Source organism: Aquimarina sp. Aq78, assembly GCF_900299525.1.
Classification (GTDB): domain Bacteria; phylum Bacteroidota; class Bacteroidia; order Flavobacteriales; family Flavobacteriaceae; genus Aquimarina.
The window spans coordinates 116562-136370 of record NZ_OMKA01000026.1; the positions used below are offsets into that span (position 1 = coordinate 116562).

The 19809-nt window shown below is 32.3% G+C and carries 14 protein-coding genes; 1 reads left to right on the forward strand and 13 read right to left on the reverse strand.

The features are described from left to right. Positions 1 to 155 precede the first annotated feature (155 nt). The 8 genes from rfbC to DG435_RS16945 form a co-directional block, all read right to left on the reverse strand. The gene (rfbC, locus tag DG435_RS16910) at positions 156 to 701 is read right to left on the reverse strand and encodes a dTDP-4-dehydrorhamnose 3,5-epimerase (protein ID WP_106793779.1); all 546 of its coding nucleotides are present in this window, start codon (positions 699 to 701) and stop codon (positions 156 to 158) included. Position 702: 1 nt separating this feature from the next. Beyond that, complete coding sequence (rfbA, locus tag DG435_RS16915; RefSeq protein WP_106793778.1) at positions 703 to 1560, reverse strand: glucose-1-phosphate thymidylyltransferase RfbA; 858 nt, start codon at positions 1558 to 1560, stop codon at positions 703 to 705. 59 nt (positions 1561 to 1619) lie between these two features. Then, positions 1620 to 2630 carry a dTDP-glucose 4,6-dehydratase gene (rfbB, locus tag DG435_RS16920; protein ID WP_106793777.1) on the reverse strand — a complete coding sequence of 337 codons (1011 nt, stop codon included), beginning with the start codon at positions 2628 to 2630 and terminating at the stop codon, positions 1620 to 1622. 7 nt (positions 2631 to 2637) lie between these two features. Next, on the reverse strand, positions 2638 to 3609 hold the full coding sequence (locus DG435_RS16925) for a type I phosphomannose isomerase catalytic subunit (RefSeq protein WP_106793776.1): 972 nt from the start codon (positions 3607 to 3609) through the stop codon (positions 2638 to 2640). A 74-nt stretch (positions 3610 to 3683) separates the two neighbouring features. Next, positions 3684 to 4679: a hypothetical protein gene (locus DG435_RS16930; protein ID WP_106793775.1), complete on the reverse strand. Its 996-nt coding sequence runs from the start codon at positions 4677 to 4679 to the stop codon at positions 3684 to 3686. A 5-nt stretch (positions 4680 to 4684) separates the two neighbouring features. Next, positions 4685 to 6379, reverse strand: a complete 1695-nt coding sequence (locus DG435_RS16935; protein ID WP_106793774.1) for a hypothetical protein — start codon at positions 6377 to 6379, stop codon at positions 4685 to 4687. A 55-nt stretch (positions 6380 to 6434) separates the two neighbouring features. Next, entirely contained in the window at positions 6435 to 7934 is a 1500-nt protein-coding gene (locus tag DG435_RS16940; RefSeq protein WP_106793773.1) for a GH3 auxin-responsive promoter family protein, read from the reverse strand. A 6-nt stretch (positions 7935 to 7940) separates the two neighbouring features. Then, complete coding sequence (locus DG435_RS16945; RefSeq protein WP_024769827.1) at positions 7941 to 8813, reverse strand: M23 family metallopeptidase; 873 nt, start codon at positions 8811 to 8813, stop codon at positions 7941 to 7943. Between the two features lie 366 nt (positions 8814 to 9179). Between DG435_RS16945 and DG435_RS16950 the strand changes: the two genes are divergently transcribed. Further along, positions 9180 to 9371, forward strand: a complete 192-nt coding sequence (locus DG435_RS16950) for a twin-arginine translocase TatA/TatE family subunit (protein WP_024769828.1) — start codon at positions 9180 to 9182, stop codon at positions 9369 to 9371. A 91-nt stretch (positions 9372 to 9462) separates the two neighbouring features. Here DG435_RS16950 and DG435_RS16955 read toward each other — a convergent pair whose 3' ends face one another. The 5 genes from DG435_RS16955 to DG435_RS16975 all read right to left on the reverse strand — a co-directional run bounded on the left by DG435_RS16955 (position 9463) and on the right by DG435_RS16975 (position 19681). Beyond that, positions 9463 to 11922 (reverse strand): glycoside hydrolase family 9 protein, encoded by a 2460-nt coding sequence (locus DG435_RS16955; RefSeq protein ID WP_106793772.1) that lies wholly within the window; start codon positions 11920 to 11922, stop codon positions 9463 to 9465. Positions 11923 to 12250: 328 nt separating this feature from the next. Next, a complete protein-coding gene (locus DG435_RS16960; RefSeq protein WP_106793771.1) occupies positions 12251 to 14377 on the reverse strand; it encodes a Tex family protein in 2127 nt (708 codons plus the stop codon). Positions 14378 to 14502: 125 nt separating this feature from the next. Then, on the reverse strand, positions 14503 to 16905 hold the full coding sequence (locus tag DG435_RS16965) for a hypothetical protein (RefSeq protein WP_106793770.1): 2403 nt from the start codon (positions 16903 to 16905) through the stop codon (positions 14503 to 14505). A 134-nt stretch (positions 16906 to 17039) separates the two neighbouring features. Beyond that, complete coding sequence (locus DG435_RS16970; protein ID WP_106793769.1) at positions 17040 to 18032, reverse strand: DUF4837 family protein; 993 nt, start codon at positions 18030 to 18032, stop codon at positions 17040 to 17042. 20 nt (positions 18033 to 18052) lie between these two features. Further along, complete coding sequence (locus tag DG435_RS16975) at positions 18053 to 19681, reverse strand: LysM peptidoglycan-binding domain-containing protein (RefSeq protein WP_106793768.1); 1629 nt, start codon at positions 19679 to 19681, stop codon at positions 18053 to 18055. Between the last annotated feature and the right edge of the window lie 128 nt (positions 19682 to 19809).

A 19809-nucleotide genomic window follows, 5' to 3' on the forward strand; every position in this document is an offset into this window, starting at 1 on the left:
GCTTTCCCAAAAAATTAGATTTTTCTTTTAAAATTTTAAAAGAAACTAGGGGCAAATTAATAAAAAAATTAAACAAAAATGAGCGTTAACATTTTTTTTAACACCATATATTTACTTAATAAAAAACAAGTCCTCTTTTTATGGTTGTTAAGGTTTTATAATTTTAAGTCTTTTATAAAAGATAGCTCTTTGTCTTTTTCTGATAATTGAATTTCAGAAATATCTAATTTCCAATCAATTGCAAGATCAGGGTCATTATATATGATTCCTGATTCTGAAGATTTATGATAATAATTATCACATTTATAACTAAAAATTGCACTTTCGCTCAATGTAATAAACCCATGCGCAAAACCTCTGGGAACAAATAGCTGAAAATTATTATGATCATTTAACACAATAGAAAAGTGTTCTTTGTATGTTTTAGAATTAGGTCTTAGATCAACAACCACATCTAATACTTCTCCTTTAACTGCTCTAACCAATTTTGCTTGCATATATTCACCTGTTTGAAAATGCAATCCTCTAAGTACTCCTCTTTTGGAAATAGATTGATTATCTTGTATAAAATCGATCTTTAATCCGGTAATTTCTTCGAATACCTTTTGATTAAAACTCTCAAAAAAAGAGCCTCTTTCATCATCAAATACTCTGGGCTTAACTACAAAACACCCATCAATAAAAGTAGATTGAATTTCCATCTTAATCTAGTTGTAATAAATATTTACCATATCCACTTTTTAATAAAGGTTTTGCTAATTCCTGAAGTTGATTTTTATCAATAAAACCTTTTTTAAATGCTACTTCTTCTATTGCTCCAATTTTAAGTCCTTGTCGTTCTTCTATAACTTGAACAAATTGACTTGCTTGCATCAGAGAATTAAATGTTCCCGTATCTAACCAGGCTGTACCTTTATCGAGTATGCTTACTTTTAATTTTCCTTGTTGCAGATATGCATTATTTATATCCGTAATTTCTAGTTCTCCTCGAGCACTTGGTTTAATACCTTTAGCAATCTCTACTACTTTATTGTCGTAAAAGTAAATTCCTGGTACAGCATAATTTGATTTCGGTTGTTTTGGTTTTTCTTCTATTGAAGTGGCTTTACCATTCTTATCAAAATCAACAACTCCATATCGTTCGGGATCTTGAACATGATAAGCATATATAATACCTCCATCGGGATCATTATTATTTTCTAAAAGCTTTTCTAATCCTGATCCATAAAATATATTATCTCCTAATATTAAAGCAACTTTATCATCCCCAATAAATTTTTCTCCAATAATAAAAGCTTCTGCTAATCCATTAGGTTGATCCTGAATAGCATACTCAAATCGACAACCATAGATTTTACCATCACCCAATAGTTTTTCAAATAATGGTAAATCCTGAGGAGTAGAGATAATCAAAATCTCTCTAATCCCAGCAGAAATCAATGTAGAAAGTGGATAATATATCATTGGTTTGTCATAAACCGGCATTAGCTGTTTACTAATCGCCCGTGTAAGTGGATGTAAACGTGTTCCCGATCCTCCTGCTAATATTATTCCTTTCATTTTTATAGTATTATTGTCTGAACATGGATTTTAGTCAAATTTTCTCTTAAAAGACAGTACTAATTCTTATACTTTTTTAAGTACCAATCTATCGTTTTCTTGATTCCTGTTTCAAAATTTTCTTCTGCACTCCATCCTAATTCATTTTCAATTTTAGAAGCATCAATGGCATATCTGAAATCATGACCAGGTCTATCGGTAACATAAGTAATAAGGTCTTTATATGATTTAGTAGTATTCCTTGGAATTATAGTGTCCAAAATTTCACAAATAGTAGTGGCGATATATATGTTTTCTCTTTCGTTTTTTCCTCCAATATTATAAGTTTCCCCAATTTTCCCTTTACGTAGTACTAAATCTATTCCTTTACAATGATCCAAAACATATAACCAATCTCTTATGTTTTTACCATCACCATATATAGGTATGTTCTCTTCATTAATAGCTTTTCTAATGATAGTTGGGATTAGTTTTTCATTATGCTGTCTAGGGCCATAATTATTTGAACAGTTTGTTGTTACCACTGGTAAGCCGTAGGTATGAAAATAACTTCGAACTAACATATCAGAAGATGCTTTTGAAGCACTATATGGACTATTAGGTGCATAAGGGGTTTCTTCGGTAAAAAGACCTGTTTTTCCTAATGTACCATATACCTCATCTGTAGAGACATGTAAAAATCGAGCGTGTTCAAATTCTAACTTTGGTTGATTTGGAGCTTTCATCCATGTCTGATATGCAGCTTGTAACAAATTAAAAGTCCCCACAATATTAGTTTCAATAAAAGCTTTTGGGCCTTTAATAGAATTATCAACATGAGATTCTGCAGCAAAATGAACTACGGTATCAATCTTGTGTTCTACAAAAACTTTTTCAATTACATTCCAATCACAGATATCTCCTTTTATAAAAGTATAATTTATATCATTTTTGACCTCAATATTAGTAAGATCAGCAGCATAAGTTAACGCATCAAGATTGATGATTTTTGAGTCATCATTTTTTGAAATGAAGTTCACAAAATTCGACCCTATAAACCCTGCACCTCCTGTTATTAGTATATTTTTCATTATATATTTAAATGTAAATCTCTAACATTTTCATTGTTAGGGCATCACTTTTGATTGATAAATGTTCAATCTTGGCAGGAATTAATATCGTTTCACCAAATGAAATGTTTGTTGAATGATCGTTTATGTTTATGTTTCCGCTTCCCTCTACACACATCAAAATTTTAAATGAATCTAAGCCTATATAATTTCTTTCTAAACTACCATTTACTTCAATAAAATTGGTAGTAAAATAGGTTGAAGAAGCTAACTTATTTACACAATTTTCAATTTTATTATATTCTAATTTAGAAGAACCATCTACATTAAAGTCTAATGCTTCTAGGGCAAGATCCGTGTGTAACTCTCTTTGATTTCCTTCATTATCTTTTCGGTCCCAATCATATACCCTATATGTAATATCAGATGTTTGTTGGATTTCTGCAATTAATGTTCCTCCTCCTATTGCATGTATTTTGCCTGCATTAATAAAATAACTGTCTCCTTCAGATATTCTTTCAAAATTTAGTAATTCTGTTATTTTCCCATCATTTAAAAAAGCTTCATATTCTTGTTTTGAAGTTTTTTTATTGAAATCAACAATCAATTTAGCGTCCTCATCTGCCTGAACCACATACCACATTTCTGTCTTTCCAAAAGAATTATGTCGCTTTTTTGCTAATTCATCATTTGGGTGTAATTGAACAGATAAATCTTCCTTGGCGTCTATATATTTTATTAATAAAGGAAACTGATCTCCAAATTCCTGATATACCTTATTACCTAATAATTCTCCTTTATATTCTTTAATCAGGTGATCTAGTTTTTTTCCTTCTAACTTCCCATTAGATACTATCGAAATATCATCTCCCACTGTTGATATTTCCCAACTTTCACCGGTATTTTCATCTATTGTAGGCTTATTGAGAATAGTTTTTAATTTATCTCCTCCCCATATTTTTTCTTTTAGAATTGGCCGAAATTTTAAAGGATATAGCATAATTATTACTTTTATAATTCTTTTATAAGTTTTGACAAGGAATACTTATACTACTGAATAAATATTTATCATTATTAGTCTTTAACAAAGTCTTTTATCTCTCCATTTAGATATCGAAGAAAGTAGAATAAAGAAACCAGTCCTATGAGAAGTATAGGGATTAGTATCATCATACGATTCAATAGTTTCTTCCGTTTTGAGATAACATCTCCGTAGGTAACAAAAGAAAATATTTCTTTGTCAAGGATTAAAACGCGTTCCTGATCATTAATCAGGTCTATTAAAAGTTCTTTCTTTTGTAACAGAGAAGCTATAGAAACCATAGGCAATTCTGATCCTGAGGAAATAATAATGGCTTCGTTTTCTGCCTTTAATGGTGTTTTTTCCAAATTACTCAAATACGTATCAATAAATTGTAATGATGTCTTATTTCTTTCTATGTCAATTTTCTTTTGTTTAAGAGTGAGGTCCGATATTTCCTGATAGTATTTATTTGATCTAATATAGTTCAGAATAGATGAGATTATTCTACTGTTATTGTCATTTGCTTTATTAAAATTAATAGTGAGTTTATGATGTTTATAAAAATCCCTAAACCCTTCCTCTTTTAATTTATCTTCATCATATGCTTTCATTATATCCTTAAAAAACTCTCTGCTTTCATACCGCTCTTTTAAATTATCTAAAACATCTGTACCTCTTATAACAGGTTCAATAGTAATTTTTTTTATGTCTTTAGCATCATTTAAACTAATTCCTAATTTGTTAACAAAAACACTATCCTTAAAGTTATTCTCTAATTCTTCTACAAAATCATAAATATACTTTGCACTGTCGTATTTGGGTTCAATTATAATTTCTTGCGTATAATTATCCTTTGTATCTTGATTTTGGTCAATAAAAAACCCGATTGCTCCGCTTAAAATTAATAAAATCAAAAATAAAATCCATTTTTTTTTATAGAATACAATTACAGAAATAATCAACTTTAGAAAGTTTTTAAAAATCCCCTTAATCATTCCAAAAACTTGCATTAAGTCTAGCTCATCTTTGTAATTTTCATTACTCATAATTATTATCTTTCTTTAAATATTTGTTCTATTATTTTTTCGGTTATTAGGTATGTTGGTTTTACTCCTGTAGTTCCTAATCCTCCAGAAGCTAATGTACTTCCTGTTTCTAATGGGTTATCCGAAGCATAGTAAGCGTATCGTACTTTTACTTTTGAACTGATACTACTTCTAAGTTTTGAAGCAGATTGTATGGCCTTTTGATAATGTGCTCCTTCCATTTCTAATCCAATTACATTCCAGGTAGAATCATGAAAAAACTTTAAGATATCTCTATTTTGCAAGGACGTTCCTAAAACTGTAATCATTGCTCCATCATAGATATCAATGCCATGACCTTCTAGTTCTTTCTTTTTTAGCTGATTTTTAAATGGATAATTATCTGCTGTTCCTTCAAAGACATGAGCAGATGGTATCATTATATCCCCTTTTCCTCCTTCAAGAATACCTGCTTTACCCATAATAGAAATAGATTTAACATCTATATGTGTTTTGTTTCCTTGAGAAGTAATATATGGCTTTAATAGCTCATCCATAGTTTCGTATGCCTGTTCACCAAACGCATAATCCATAACAATGATCACTGGCTTTTTATCATCTTCGATATCAGCAATCAGATTTTTATATTCACCATCAGCATATTGAGCAGTATCAAATATCTGAATATTAATATTTGCACCACTATGATCTTCTAGGTAAGTCATTCCTTTTTGCAAGGCTAACTTTCGCACTTTTGCTCTTAATTTATCATTTTTATTATCGCTTAATGATTCATAAACATCAAAAGTGCTTTTATCTTTTAATTCTGTTTTTAATGCTATTGGAGCATATAAAGCATTCATTACACTATGCATATTAGCACTAATAATATGGATTGGGCGATGTAGTAAATTTAGCCCTTCTAATTTATTTTTAATTGTATTTGCCCAAATCTCTCCATGAATATGATGACCTAGTCTTTCTCTTAAAACCGGACTAAAAGTTACGATTCTCTTTTCATCTTCAATTGATTCTTCTATCGCCAACTTACCTAACCAATAAATAATATCTAAAAACCGTTCTTTGTTTTCTGGGCAAGAAAAACTACCATACACAGAAGAAACCTCTTCGAAGGTTCTTCCTAAAATATTAGCTGTATGGGTCAAAGCAACCTCTCTTTCGGCTTTGGTTAAATCTTTTTTAGAAGTTACTGCCTTTTCTAATTTTTGCCAATCCCTGGTAACATTCCCTTGTTCATTAATCACCACTCGATTCATGATTTTGTGTGATTCTATAAATAAAAAGGTAAGGTGAGTAAGAATATCATAAATTTCTGATCGTCCTCTGGTAATCTCAATATTCATTTGCTCATCATCTATTCGATAACAGTTCCTGCGTCTTTTGGGAGGTACTATGGCTTTAAAATGAGAATTTTTATACCCTTCGTCACTGGTTAAGTTAATATATCGGCACTCTTCAATACCAAATGGTAAACGATCAATAACATATAGTAATCCATTAAGCTCTACTTTTTCTTCTGCGACAGAACCATAAATCTCTGGGCGAAGTGTTAATAGTGCTTCTCTAAGTGTATCCCCAGAAACCCCCATGGGTTTATAAAAACCTCTATTAAAAAGATGACGCATAGTTATGTACATGCGTTCAATTGCGCTAGAGCTTTCCTGAGCTCTCGTTCTTCCTTGTAATATAAGATTTGCCATAAATTTTTCCTAGCAAATATAAGTATACTAACCGAACATTAAAATTCAATTAGGACTATTTGTCTATTATAGTTGTGAGTTTGTCTACAATATTTCTATCATTAGAAAGCCTTGGAAGTTTATTTTGCCCCCCTAGTTTACCCACAGATTTCATATAATCTTTAAATCCATCTTTTGGAACAGGAGTTATTTTTAATGTTCTCAATATTTTCCCTTCGATCAAATCATCATAATATGAGTTCTGTTTTCGCAATGAGCTCTCAATTTCTAAAGTTAATTTTCTTATATCCTCTGGAGTTTCTCGAAATTCTATAAACCATTCGTGATATGGTAGTTCGCCCTGATTTGGATTAACCTGCGGCGCTACTGTAAAATCATTAATCATTATCCCGGTGGCTTCTATACCATCTTTAATTGCTTGATCTACTTCCTTACCAATCACATGTTCTCCGAATGCCGAAATAAAATGCTTTATCCTACCAGAAACAACTACTCTATATGGTGATGTATTAGTAAATTGTACTGTATCTCCAATATTATATGCCCATAATCCAGCATTAGTAGAAACAAGCATTACATAATTTACTCCTATTTCAACCTCACCGATAGTTAATCTCTTTGGGTTTTCTTCAAAAAATTCATCTGCCTTTACAAACTCATAAAACATCCCCGAATCCAATTGCAATAGCATTCCTTTTTGGTTCTGACTGTCCTGAAATGCAAAAAACCCTTCTGAAGCCGGATACAATTCGATACCTGCTACTTTTCTGCCAATTAATTTTTCGAATGTAGCTTTATAGGGTTCAAAATTTACACCACCGTATATAAAAAGCTCGAAACCTTTAAAAAGTTCTCCTATGGTTTTGTTTGCCTTTTGCTGTAGTTTTTCAAAATACATTTGTACCCATGGTGGAATACCGCTTATCACTGTCATATTTTGATGTACCGTTTCTTCAACAATGGCATCGACTTTTTGTTCCCAATCTTCAATACAATTAGTTTCCCAGCTAGGCATTCTGTTCTTTTGAAGATATTTTGGTACATAATGTGCTACTATTCCCGAAAGTCTTCCTAGTAATATTCCATTCTTTTCACTCATCTCTGGACTCCCCTGAAGGAATATCATCTTGCCATCGACAAAATCAGTTTTTCCGGTTTCTTCAATATAGCATAAAATCGCATTACGAGCTGCTCTAACATGAGTAGGCATAGAATCTTTGGTAAGAGGAATATATTTTGCACCACTTGTGGTTCCTGATGTCTTAGCAAAATATAATGGTTTGCCTGGCCAAAGTACATCATTCTCACCAGCTACAACACGATTTACATATGATTTTAATTCTTCATAATCTCGTATTGGGACATTTTGAGTAAAATCTGAATATGTTTTTATCTGCTGAAAATTATGATCTTTACCAAAGGCCGTGTTTTCTGCTTTTTCTATAAGACTTGCAAAAACTTGTTCTTGAGTTTTTATTGGGTTTGATGCCCATTTATTAATTTTTTTGCGAATTCGCCTAGCAAATACTTTAGCTCCTAATGTTTTTAAGGACATAGATAATTATTGTTCAAAATCAATAAAGTTAGACGGATCTGTTGGGTATCCATCTCGCCATAATTCAAAATGTAAATGAGGCCCGGTAGATAATTCTCCTGTCGAACCTGCTGTAGCAATTACTTCTCCGGCCTTAACCTGTTCTCCTTGTTGCTTGGTTAGAGAAGCATTATGTTTATATACTGTAAGTAAATTATTACTATGCTTAAGTATAATTACATGACCAGTTTCTGCAGTCCATTCAGAAAAAATTACAGTCCCAGAAGATGCTGCTTTTACTGGGGTATCTTTGGGAACCGCTACATCTATACCATAATGTTTTTCATTCATGTTATAGTTAGAAGTGATATTACCTTTTACTGGAGGAAATAATGAAAAATCAGAGCTTGATTTTTCGCTTTCGAATAGGCTATATTTATCTTCCTTAGATACTTCTTCGCGAAGTTGTATATCTTGTTCTGAAGGTTTAAGGTCTACCTCTTCAGGATTTAATTTTTGGGATTGTATTGCAGAATCAATATCAAATTCTACAGTTTTTACATCTCCTGTAAGTACTTTTCTGATTGATTTATAATATTCCTGATTAATATTAATTACCGACTCCAGAGAATCTGTAGTAGCTACTAATCTGGTAGCTCTTAAATTGAGTGATGTAGAAGAATATCCTGGGATATATTCTCTAAGCGGGGTAAATGCAATCAAAAAGGTAGTTCCTGCTACCAAGACAATTGAGGTAATCGTAACCATTACAAAAACATTAAGCCTGTTTAATTTAAATGATATTCGTTCCTCAAAAGTATCCTCATTAAGGATAACCAAGCGGTACTTATTAAGCAGCTTCTTGGTAATTTTTTTTTGTTCTTTGTTCTTTTTTGCCATAGATTACATCTTCAATAAAGAATGTTATCAAATCGGTATCATTAATCGCAAATATACATAATGAACTCATCTTGGGTTTACCTTTTACCTGCGAAATTTACATTTTACCTTTTAATTTTGTCTTTTTATCAAATTACTTCATTCTTATTATATTCAAAAACGGTTTCCTCATCAAAGAAAATCAAACGTATGAAATGCAAATATAAATCAGAGAAAAATTCAACTTATCCATATTAAAACACAACGGTTTTGATATGTAAATCGTCTATCGGTTTTGATAAAATTGATATAAAAATCCGTTTTTTAACAGCTAAAAACATATATTTAATCATTTCTTGCTAACTTTGTAATCTAATAGTTAAGATCATGATATTATCTAGTATATTTTTAGGAATGATTGGCCCATGGCAAATTGCTCTAATTGTAGCAATTGTGTTGCTTTTGTTTGGTGGAAAGAAAATCCCCGAGCTAATGAGAGGCCTTGGTAGTGGTATAAAAGAATTTAAGGATGCCTCAAAAGAAGAAGAAGAAGATCCTAAGATTGATGAGAAAAAATAATTTTTGTATTCAAATACATATAAAAAAACCCAGTTCTTAGGAACTGGGTTTTTTTATTTTTCTGAATGTAATATAGAATACCATCAAATTATTATTGAACAATAAATTTTTTAACGAGAGTTTCTCCTTTTTTAGAAACAGTTAAAAAATATATTCCTTTTGCAAACGAGTGCCTAATAAAGTGTTCATTTTGACTCGCTACTTCACGATAAATTCTTTTACCTATCATATCTATTATCTCTACTCTGGCTCCTTCTAATTCAGAATAGCTAATATTTATCGTATTTTCTGAAGGATTAGGATAAACAAGAAACTCGTTGTTAGATTCTTCCAAATCACCTACTTCATCTACTACTGTTTCATCACTTATTGTTTCATCACTAGAAGCGTCATAGAGAATTCCAAACATACATACATTCCAAACCATTGTTTCCCAGGTAGTAAATTCATTTCCATTAATGAGAGACCATCCGTCACTCCATCTTCTTAACCCAGGTAAGTCATCCCAAGCCGGATAAAGTTTGTCTGTAATAACTCTTTGATATTGCTGACCGCTTCTACCTTCGGTACTACCATAGACAACTATACCAGGTACATTTCCGATAACTGGTTGTGTACCTCCACCCGGTGATTCACCATATTTGGTATAGTAACTATCCAGGTGTGCAGGACTTATAGGTTGTTTATCACCCAATCCTGTTACATAACTATGTCCTTGTGGATTTAACCCTAGAGAATAATTAGCATAATTGCTTATCTGGTTATAGTAATGTTGCTTATCTTCTTCTGAAGTGCTTAACCGCATCATATAACCAAGATCTTCTGTATATCTGCCTTGTGCAGTAGAAGCTCCCCATCCATTATATTTTGTAACACCTTGCGCATATGGAAAATCATTTTCATTCCAACCCATGTATCCTCCGGTATCAGCCTGAAATTTGAGTGCATTTAGCAACCCTTCGTTGATAGTGGGGTCTGTATAAATATCACTTACAAGTAAATAGCTAATGAATTGAGAAGATTTAATTGTTGCAGACATATTACCTCCTAAGTACTGGTCGGGCCATGTCCCTCCATTAATGATCGTGTTTATTACTTCATCTCTAAATAGTGTATGGTACCTATTCTGCGTATCCTCTGTATCATTACCGATAGCAGTAACCAGATACATTTGCAACGCGGCATACAGCATAGCTCCACGATGTGTTCCGGAAACATAATTATTGTCAATGTATGACCATGCCTGTTCTGCCTTTGCAAACAAATCCGAAGCCCTGTCAGAGTCATAAGGTTCGATAATCCTGGAAGCTTGTGCAAACATTCCGGCTGCTTCAAGAGTTGTTTTTATCCCAACCTCAAAAGTTCCATATTGGCGATCATCTTCATAATCTGCCCTATGTGCTCCATATGTTGGATGCGCCATGGTTTCTGTTCCTTGCATTACACCTCCAAAATCATCTGAGTTATCCCAGTTATTCTGATTTAGTTGTAAATTCTCCCAAATTAAAACACCCCATAAAGCTTCATCAAGAAAATCAGGAATTTCATTTCCCGATTCTGGAATATTATATTGTCTATCAATAAAATTTTGAGGAAATGCTTCAAAGGTTGAAAGCATTGTTATAGGAATAATAGTATGATAAGGTCGTCTGTCAAAATCCCCGGCATCATGATATCCACCTATAACAGTATGCATTTCGGCATCTGCAGGCACATCAATAAAACCCAGAGCAGACCATGTATTCATAGTAAAAGCACTCTCCTGATGGCATTTTTCTCTTTCATATTCTGTATAAGGCCTTTTTAGTTCGATACCGCAACGTTGATGAAACATCCCTCTCGCATGAACTTCGGCTATTTTGCGTAAATAATTATTCCCAACGCCAAAGGAATAAGATCTGCCAACACCATTTACAACAATATGGTATGGCCCTCCTACAGGAACATTTGATAGGTCTATCCTGTATACGTGTTCACCAGAAGTTGCCAGTCCTATATCGGTATCATCTCCCCAATAGATTAGTTTTCCTGAAGTAATCACAGTATTATTCTCATTAACTATCTGGTAATCTGGTATCACATCAAACATTGTAGATCCAAGATTGCCGCCGTAATATCCAAAATTGGCATAATTTCCTGTTGCATTTCCGCTATACCCTTCTTGATTTACTTTAATTGATTCGCAAAACACTTCTGTATCAGAAAAAGCTAATGATGTAGTACCATAGGGGCTTACTATAGTATAGTTTGTATTATTTACTAAGTTTTGATTTAATTCGAGATATATATTATGTCGTACAAAAATCTCATAATATCCCACGGTCCAATCATACTTTCTTTCGTCATAAACACTAGCCCCTCTTCCTATAGAAACAGGAATAGTGCCGTTTACAGTCCAACCAGAGGTAGAAGGAATTACATCTCGATTTTCTACGCTCATTTCTAGAACAACTACAATAACATTTGTGTTAGCTGTATGCACATCGACGATAGATTGTGCTGAAACAATTTTAAAAACAAATATTAAAACTAAATACAAGTATTTTTTCATGATAACCTACCAAAATTTCCTGAGTTTCTTAAAGTTTTAAAAACAATGGTATTGCTTTTTTCAAGTAGCTATAGTACTAGAAAAGTTATAGTTTTTAAATCCTTAGGAATAAAACAGGTGTTTTTACTGATTCTTTTGTCTTAAATAATAGACATTCTTAAAAATCAAACATATGCATATCAGAAAATAATTATGATATAGAATTGATGGTTATATAGTTTCAACTAATGAATGGATCTTTTCAATTCATAAATCAACAAATTGATAGAGATGTTAATTTGCTTTTAGTATAAAATAAGAAATTACAATGTTTTTTTGGCTGTATATTTTAGTCAATAAGAGAAAGTTGAATTCTCTTTCTGCTTATATCTACTTCTATTACGGTAACCATCAAGTGTTGTTGTAATTGTACTACGGCATTGACGTCGCTAATAAATTCGTTTGCCAGTTTTGAGATATGAATTAATCCACTTTCTTTAATCCCTATATCGACAAAACATCCAAAATTTGTAATATTATTTACAATTCCCGGTAGTTTCATTCCTGTTTTTATGTCTTCTATGGTTTTTACATTAGGATCAAATTCAAAGACTGTCACTTTTTTTCTAGGGTCTACACCCGGTTTTTCTAATTCTCTAACAATATCGGTTAATGTAGGAAGTCCTACCTCATCGGTAATATAGTTTTGTAGTTTGATTTTTGTAATAGCTTCTCTATTTCCTATTAATTCACTTATAGGAACTCCCGCGTCTTTTGCCATTTTCGAAACCAATTTATATCGCTCTGGGTGCACTGCAGAATTATCAAGTGGGTTTTTAGGGCTCGTAATTCGTAAAAACGCTGCTGCTTGTTCATAAGCTTTTCCTCCTAGCCTAGGTACTTTTTTGAGTTCCTCACGTGATTGTATTGCTCCATTTTCTGATCGATATGTTACAATATTTTCTGCAAGCTTTTCACCAATACCCGAAACATAGCTTAGTAACGGGACACTAGCGGTATTTACATTAATACCCACACCGTTTACACAACTCATTACTACGGTATCTAATTCATTTTTGAGCTTAGATTGATCCACATCATGTTGATACTGCCCCACTCCAATAGCCTTTGGGTCGATTTTTACTAATTCTGCCAAAGGATCGGCTAGTCGTCTTCCGATAGATACTGCACCGCGTACAGTTACATCATAAGTCGGAAACTCGGCTCTGGCAATTTTGGATGCCGAGTATACTGAAGCTCCGCTTTCATTTACCATAAATACCTGGATTGGTTTCTCAAATGGTATTTTTTTAATAAAAGCTTCTGTTTCTCTGGCAGCGGTTCCGTTTCCTATTGCAATAGCTTCAATCTTATATGCATTTACCAGAGATCTGATTTTTTTGATTGCTCCTGTTACTTCTCGTTGTGGAGGATGAGGATAAATATTTTCATTATGTAATAAATCACCTTGATTGTCAAGACAAACCAGTTTACAACCCGATTTAAATCCTGGATCCAAAGCCAGTATTTTCTTTTGCCCTAGTGGTGAAGCCAACAGTAATTGTTTTAAATTTTGCGCAAAAACCTTTATAGCATTATCATCAGCTTTTTCTTTAGATTGATTGAGTATTTCTGTAGAAATTGCCGGTGTTAATAATCGTTTATAAGCATCAGAACTAGCCAAAAACATATGATCTGTACAAGCTTCGACATTAGTTTTGATCATCACATCGTCTATAATATCTAATGCGTCGCCTTCTGGCACCGTAATTTTTACTCTTACTATTTTTTCATTTTCGGCTCTTAAAATTGCTAGTAAGCGATGTGAAGGACATTTATGAAGTGGTTCTTCCCAATCAAAATATTGTAAGTATTTCTGAGCGGCTACATCATCCTTTTTTGTCTTAATTACTGTAGAAGCTATTGTGGCTTTGCGTTGATATAATCTTCTCAGTCTATTTCTTATTTTTTCATCTTCATTAATCCATTCTGCTATAATATCTCTTGCTCCTTGCAATGCTAACTCTTCACTAGTAATAATATCATTTAGATACTGCGAGGCGATAAAAAGAATTTCTTCTTCTCTTTGCTGCATAATGATCTTAGCCAAAGGTTCTAATCCTTGTTCTTTGGCAACAGAAGCTTTAGTTTTTCTTTTTTTCTTATACGGTAAATACAAATCTTCTACTTGTGTAAGTGTATCTGCAGACAGGATTTTTTTCTCTAACTCTGGTGTTAATGCTTCTTGCTCTTTGATCGTGGCTAATACACTTTCTTTTCTTTTTTGAAGAGCTTCAAAGGCAGCTTTAAACTTTACTATTTCACCAACAGCCACCTCATCAAGGTCTCCTGTCATCTCTTTACGATATCTAGAGATAAACGGAATCGTAGCTCCATCATTGAGTAAGGAAATAGTTTTAGTAATTTGTTTTTCTGAAACAGGAATCTGCTTCGCTATAAAAGAAACGATACTCATAAAATCAAGTTTTAGAATCGCTAAATATAATGCCAAAAATGGCGGATTATTTTATGCGGAAGAGAAAGTTTTCTACAATTTTTGAAGAAAATTGCTTTTATACATACAAGACGTGTCACAAAATTCTAATTCAGATGTATTGTTTGAGTCTTGGATATCAAACTTCCATCACTTCCCATTCCTTCAATAAAAAGTGTAATATTCTCTAAGTTGGTATTCTTAACCTTAAACGTTCCAAAGCCGTCCTTGTTAAAATCAACCCAAGGTTGCCAATGAATCAAACCATAATCTATAAATCCCAAATCAAGATAGTTTGAATATCCTGGATTATAAAACTCTTTAACAGGTTCAAATCCTTTTTCCATTGTGTATCCTACAGAATTTTCATCAATGTCAATTTTTGATCCTAAAGGAACTTTTCTAGTATATATCCTTATAGATGCCCCTGCACCCCCTCGGGCACCCAAACCATAACTTATTTTATCAATATAAATTCTATCTACTTCATTAGTTCGTAATACTGTTAACATACTTTTATCGCCTCTTAACTCAACATTATCCACAAATACAGGAACCTGAGTTGGAAAATTTATAGAACTTGGTGCACGGCTGTAAATAACTACATCTGAAGTAGCCGGTCTCTGATCGCGTATAAAAAAGCTTCCAACAGACTTAATATAGTCTAATATCACGGGAAAATCCCTAGCCATTCTAGGAGTAATTTTTTTAGAATTATTTTTAATGTATTTAAGCAATGGTACTTTACTTGTGTTTTCTGATTCTTCTTTACTTTTTGCCTTCAACAAAACTTCATCTAAAACCTCAACATTATCGGCAATAAACCCTTTAGGAATCTTTATGTTCTTGTTTATATTTTTGCTTTCTATATTATTTTGTTGTGAAATAACAATATCATTAAGTGGCTTTTTATGCTGATCTAATAGTATTTGCAAATATAATTTTGGTTCTACAAAAATATCATCAGAGGTTACCCCAGAAAGTTTAATTTCTTCTCCTTTTTCAGGAAAGAAATTAGGTAATTCAAAAGAATTTGTATTATCAATATCAATAAAATTACCTTTTTGGTATGTAGTTGGATGCATATATAATTTATATATATCATCTTTGTTCTTACCTTGTATTTTTCCTTTTAGTTTATATCCCTGGTTAAATCCATACAACGTGTTAGGCTTATTATTAAAGATGGTATTCCAACTATACTTACTCCAGCCTTGAGTAATTAATAATAAATCAAGATCATATCTTTTTTTTCTGTCTATATCAGTAAAATAATATATTTCATTCTCTATAAAACCTTTTAAGTAAGGTCGCAATACCATTGCCGAATAAATATTATCGTTTGGATTATATGATTTTGTACCTTCGGGTAATACAGAAATACTTAGATCATACCTAACTCCTTTTTTTGTAGGCACCTTGATATTTATCGATAAAGAATCTTTTATAGTCTTGTTGCTAGAAGCACTAATGTCCTCAACAATTTTATCAAAAGAATTAAACAATAATCTTTCTGCAATAGGGGTTTTCTCTTTAAATACGGTTAATGTATTTATTCCTGGATAAAACACGTCTCTTTTTAATGAAATCCTCCTTTTTACTTCGTTAGGTAAAAAATGCAAAGGGATTTTCTTAGATAAATGATTTTGTTTAACTAATAAATAATAATGATCACCAGCTAAATCCTTTAATGTTCTTGTATTAGTATTAAGTTCTACCAACGTATGATCTGTTGCCATATTGTCAACTCTTATGGCTATTCCTTTATCATATATTTGAGGAAATGGTATTTGTATTTTCTCACCATTATTGAGTTCTACAATCGCTTTATATTTTTTATCTAATCTTGGACGTATATTAAATTTGCCCATCCCAAATTTATTTGAACTAAATGAAATGATTTTATTTCCTTTATCATCAAAAACATAACCATTTTCAAAATGCACTCCATAACCTCTACTATTAATCAGTTTAAAACCAACGCTATTATCTGTGTCTGAGACTAGATAACCACCTTCAGGAAGTAATTGAAAATCATATCTTAACTTTTCTGTTAAAACTTTTTCAGGATTGGGTTCTTTTATGATCTCAATTTTCTTGGTATAGGATTCATCTTCTATGAAATTATTCATCCAATTCGTTGATACTCTCATATAGTAATTACCATTATTCCAAGTAGAATCAATTTTTATATTACCTCTAAAATTACCTCTGGAACCAAAAAACAAACCATTATATAGTTCCTTTCCTTCCTGATTGAATAATTGAACATTAAAATTTGTTGAACCAAAAGATGGAAGATTATTTTGTCGATCATAAGCATAGCCTTTAAACCATACTTCTTCTCCATTAACGTAAGTGCTTTTGTCTAAATGCAAGTATAATGTTTCTCTAGGTATACTGAAGTAATCATTATTAGCTTGTTGTGCAGAGCGTGATAAACTATTATTCTGAGCATTTAATCCTATTGAAAGAAAGAACAATAGTAGTATTGGTAAAAAATGATTCATAAGCCCGTATTTATATTTCATTTCTCTAGTATATAAAAACCTTAAAACTAATAGAAATAAGATTAAACCGTTTTTTATAACTAGTTATCAATTAAAAACCAGTAGATATTAAATTTCTGCAATGTATATGAGGTCTAATCGAATTTTACCGTTTTTATAATTGCTTCAAGCTCAAATATATTATCTCTTTTACTTACCGAAGGAGCAAATACAAAGCCTTCTAATACCATTAATCTATTATTAGCAATGTCTTCTATAACATAATTAACAAATGGACCTGCCATAAAACGATCTTTGATCTCCCAGGTTCCTTTGGTTTCGAAAGTAAATCTATTGTCTAACTCAATTTCATAAAGATAAGGTGCATAAGCCTCTTCAGTAATGAAATGACCAACTTCTGGGGTAGGAATTTTCACTGTTCCCATAGAATCTCTCATTTTTATGATACTAGAAACTGTATTAGAATCTTTGGTAACCGTTCCTAGTGGTAATTCATAGATCATAAGATTCATACTGCCATGCTTAATATTTTTACGAATCCAGAAAAACTGTTTTTCTTCAATAGCGATACGATAGGCTGAAGGGATCTTTAAAGTGATTCCCATTTTTTCTTGTAGCTGTGGAATCCTCTCTAAAGACTTTTTAATAATCGCTTGTTTTTCCTTAATTTCGATGGACTTATATTTCGAAATGATCTTTTCATGATTCTCTCGAATCAAAGTAGCAATATCTTCGTTTGTGGCTCCAGAGATTACTGCACCAATTTGAGGGTTAGAAAATTTGTTTTTTAATAATCCATATTTGTTTTCTCCTTCATTTTGTTTTTCAATCCAAAGAAAAATACGACTCTGTTTTGCGAGGCCAGTAAAAGTTTCCTTTGGCATTTGTCGCATTGTAAACAAAGGTTCTTCTTGAGGTAAACCCGGTACTTCGGCTCCAAAATATTTTCTAATGGTATCACCAATAGTACTGTTCCATAGTTCATTATCTATAACTACAGAAAGATGATTTATTCTTCCATTAGAGTGCGCCATAGATTCCTGGCTCTTCTGGTTTTTATCTTTTTTAACCTCTGTACAGCTAACAATACAAAGCATGCAAATAATTGCGAGGGATAATTTTTTCATAAGGTAGATAATATTAGCGGTTATGATTTTGAAAGTTTCAGTGTCATACCTGGTTTTATACCACTACCACTAATATCGTTCCAATTTTTAAGATTTTCGACAGATACTCCTTTAAATTTTTGTGAAATGCTCCATAAAGTATCTCCTGTCTTAACCGTGTACACCTCAGAGCTATTAGCTGCAACCCTAGTTAAGGTTTTTTTTGTTGTAGTTTTTCTGGGTTTATCTACTACTGGTCTACGAGGATAAATGGTAAGACGTTGACCGATTTTAAGGTTATTACTTCGTAAACCATTCCATTTTTTAATTTGACTTACTCTAACACCATAGCGTCTTGCAATTTTTCCTAAATAGTCGCCACTACGTACTCGATATCGAATCCGATCATTTGCCTCTCGGTATTTAGGTAATGGTTTTTCGCGCTTATCAAATTCTGCCTTAGCTAATGTATAGATTTGATCTTCATTAGTAACAAAAGAACCAATTTTATCTAATGGTAATCGCAATACATAATCTTCATCTTTGATATATGGAATGATATCTAGTTTATAGGAAGGGTTTAGAAATTGCAATTCTTCAATATCAATATTTATATATTCTGAAACCTGATCTAATGTGATCATTTGTTTAACTCGTATGGTGTCGGTTTCAAAATATGCAAACTCGGGTTTTCTGGGTTTAAAACCATGTTTGTCTGCGTACTCAAAAATATACATTGTTGCCAAAAAAGCAGGTAAGTATCCTGCTGTTTCTCTAGGAAGATTATGTCTGATATTCCAATAGTTTGTATATCCACCACTACGCCGAATAGCCTTGGTTACATTACCGGGGCCCGAATTATACGAAGCCAAAGCAAGATCCCAATCTCCAAATACCTTATATAAATTAGAAAGATACTTACAAGCAGCTTTGGTAGACATAATTGGATCCATACGTTCATCGACATATGAACTTACCTCTAAACCAAACATTTTACCCGTACCAAACATAAACTGCCATAATCCTGTAGCTCCAACTCTGGATTTTGCTCTAGGTTTTAAAGCAGATTCTACAATAGCAAGGTATTTTATTTCTAAAGGAATATTTTGATTGTCTAGCTCCTGCTCAAAAAGTGGAAAATAAAATTCACTTAGTGCCATTAAGCGCTCTAAATGCTCATGCCTGTTTTTTAAATATCTTTTGATAACACTTTCTAATGAGGCATTATACTCTACATTAAAAGGAGTGCGCGCATTTAATGCTGCTAATCTTGCTTTTAAAGTATCAGTAGGAAGATCAACATATTCTACTGGTTCATATTTCAGTTCGGTAACTGATTTGTAAATAGTATCAAAAAGGTTAGAGTTATATAATTCTTGTTTCCAGATAGAATCTAACTGCGCCATCCTGGGGTGGTCATTTGCTACATAAATTACACTGTCTTTTGCACTCGTCGATGTTAACGTAGTTGTTTGTAATTCGCCAGTTGTTTTGATTACTTGAGTTGTATCTACTACCCGAACCGTATTTTGTTTTATGTCCTGAGTCTTATTAAGTACAATCTCCTTGGTATTTTTAAGATTTGATTGTTCCTCTGATGATGTTTCTTGTCCCACTAATGAAACCGAAACTAATAAAAAAGAAAGAAATAATGTGCAATAGTTATTCATTTTACAAATGCATTTGCTTTTAGTTCAACGGAAATTTGGGGGCTATCTGTGTTGTTTTTAACATGTTATCAACAATACAGCAACGAAAATCGTACTTTTTTTTCTAAACTACAAAAAATCAAGGCGTT

Bases quoted from the DNA above. Each gene is read 5' to 3' on its own strand.
- rfbC (WP_106793779.1), bottom strand. From the start codon at position 701: ATGGAAATTCAATCTACTTTTATTGATGGGTGTTTTGTAGTTAAGCCC.
- rfbA (WP_106793778.1), bottom strand. From the start codon at position 1,560: ATGAAAGGAATAATATTAGCAGGAGGATCGGGAACACGTTTACATCCA.
- rfbB (WP_106793777.1), bottom strand. From the start codon at position 2,630: ATGAAAAATATACTAATAACAGGAGGTGCAGGGTTTATAGGGTCGAAT.
- DG435_RS16925 (WP_106793776.1), bottom strand. From the start codon at position 3,609: ATGCTATATCCTTTAAAATTTCGGCCAATTCTAAAAGAAAAAATATGG.
- DG435_RS16930 (WP_106793775.1), bottom strand. From the start codon at position 4,679: ATGAGTAATGAAAATTACAAAGATGAGCTAGACTTAATGCAAGTTTTT.
- DG435_RS16935 (WP_106793774.1), bottom strand. From the start codon at position 6,379: ATGGCAAATCTTATATTACAAGGAAGAACGAGAGCTCAGGAAAGCTCT.
- DG435_RS16940 (WP_106793773.1), bottom strand. From the start codon at position 7,934: ATGTCCTTAAAAACATTAGGAGCTAAAGTATTTGCTAGGCGAATTCGC.
- DG435_RS16945 (WP_024769827.1), bottom strand. From the start codon at position 8,813: ATGGCAAAAAAGAACAAAGAACAAAAAAAAATTACCAAGAAGCTGCTT.
- DG435_RS16950 (WP_024769828.1), top strand. From the start codon at position 9,180: ATGATATTATCTAGTATATTTTTAGGAATGATTGGCCCATGGCAAATT.
- DG435_RS16955 (WP_106793772.1), bottom strand. From the start codon at position 11,922: ATGAAAAAATACTTGTATTTAGTTTTAATATTTGTTTTTAAAATTGTT.
- DG435_RS16960 (WP_106793771.1), bottom strand. From the start codon at position 14,377: ATGAGTATCGTTTCTTTTATAGCGAAGCAGATTCCTGTTTCAGAAAAA.
- DG435_RS16965 (WP_106793770.1), bottom strand. From the start codon at position 16,905: ATGAATCATTTTTTACCAATACTACTATTGTTCTTTCTTTCAATAGGA.
- DG435_RS16970 (WP_106793769.1), bottom strand. From the start codon at position 18,032: ATGAAAAAATTATCCCTCGCAATTATTTGCATGCTTTGTATTGTTAGC.
- DG435_RS16975 (WP_106793768.1), bottom strand. From the start codon at position 19,681: ATGAATAACTATTGCACATTATTTCTTTCTTTTTTATTAGTTTCGGTT.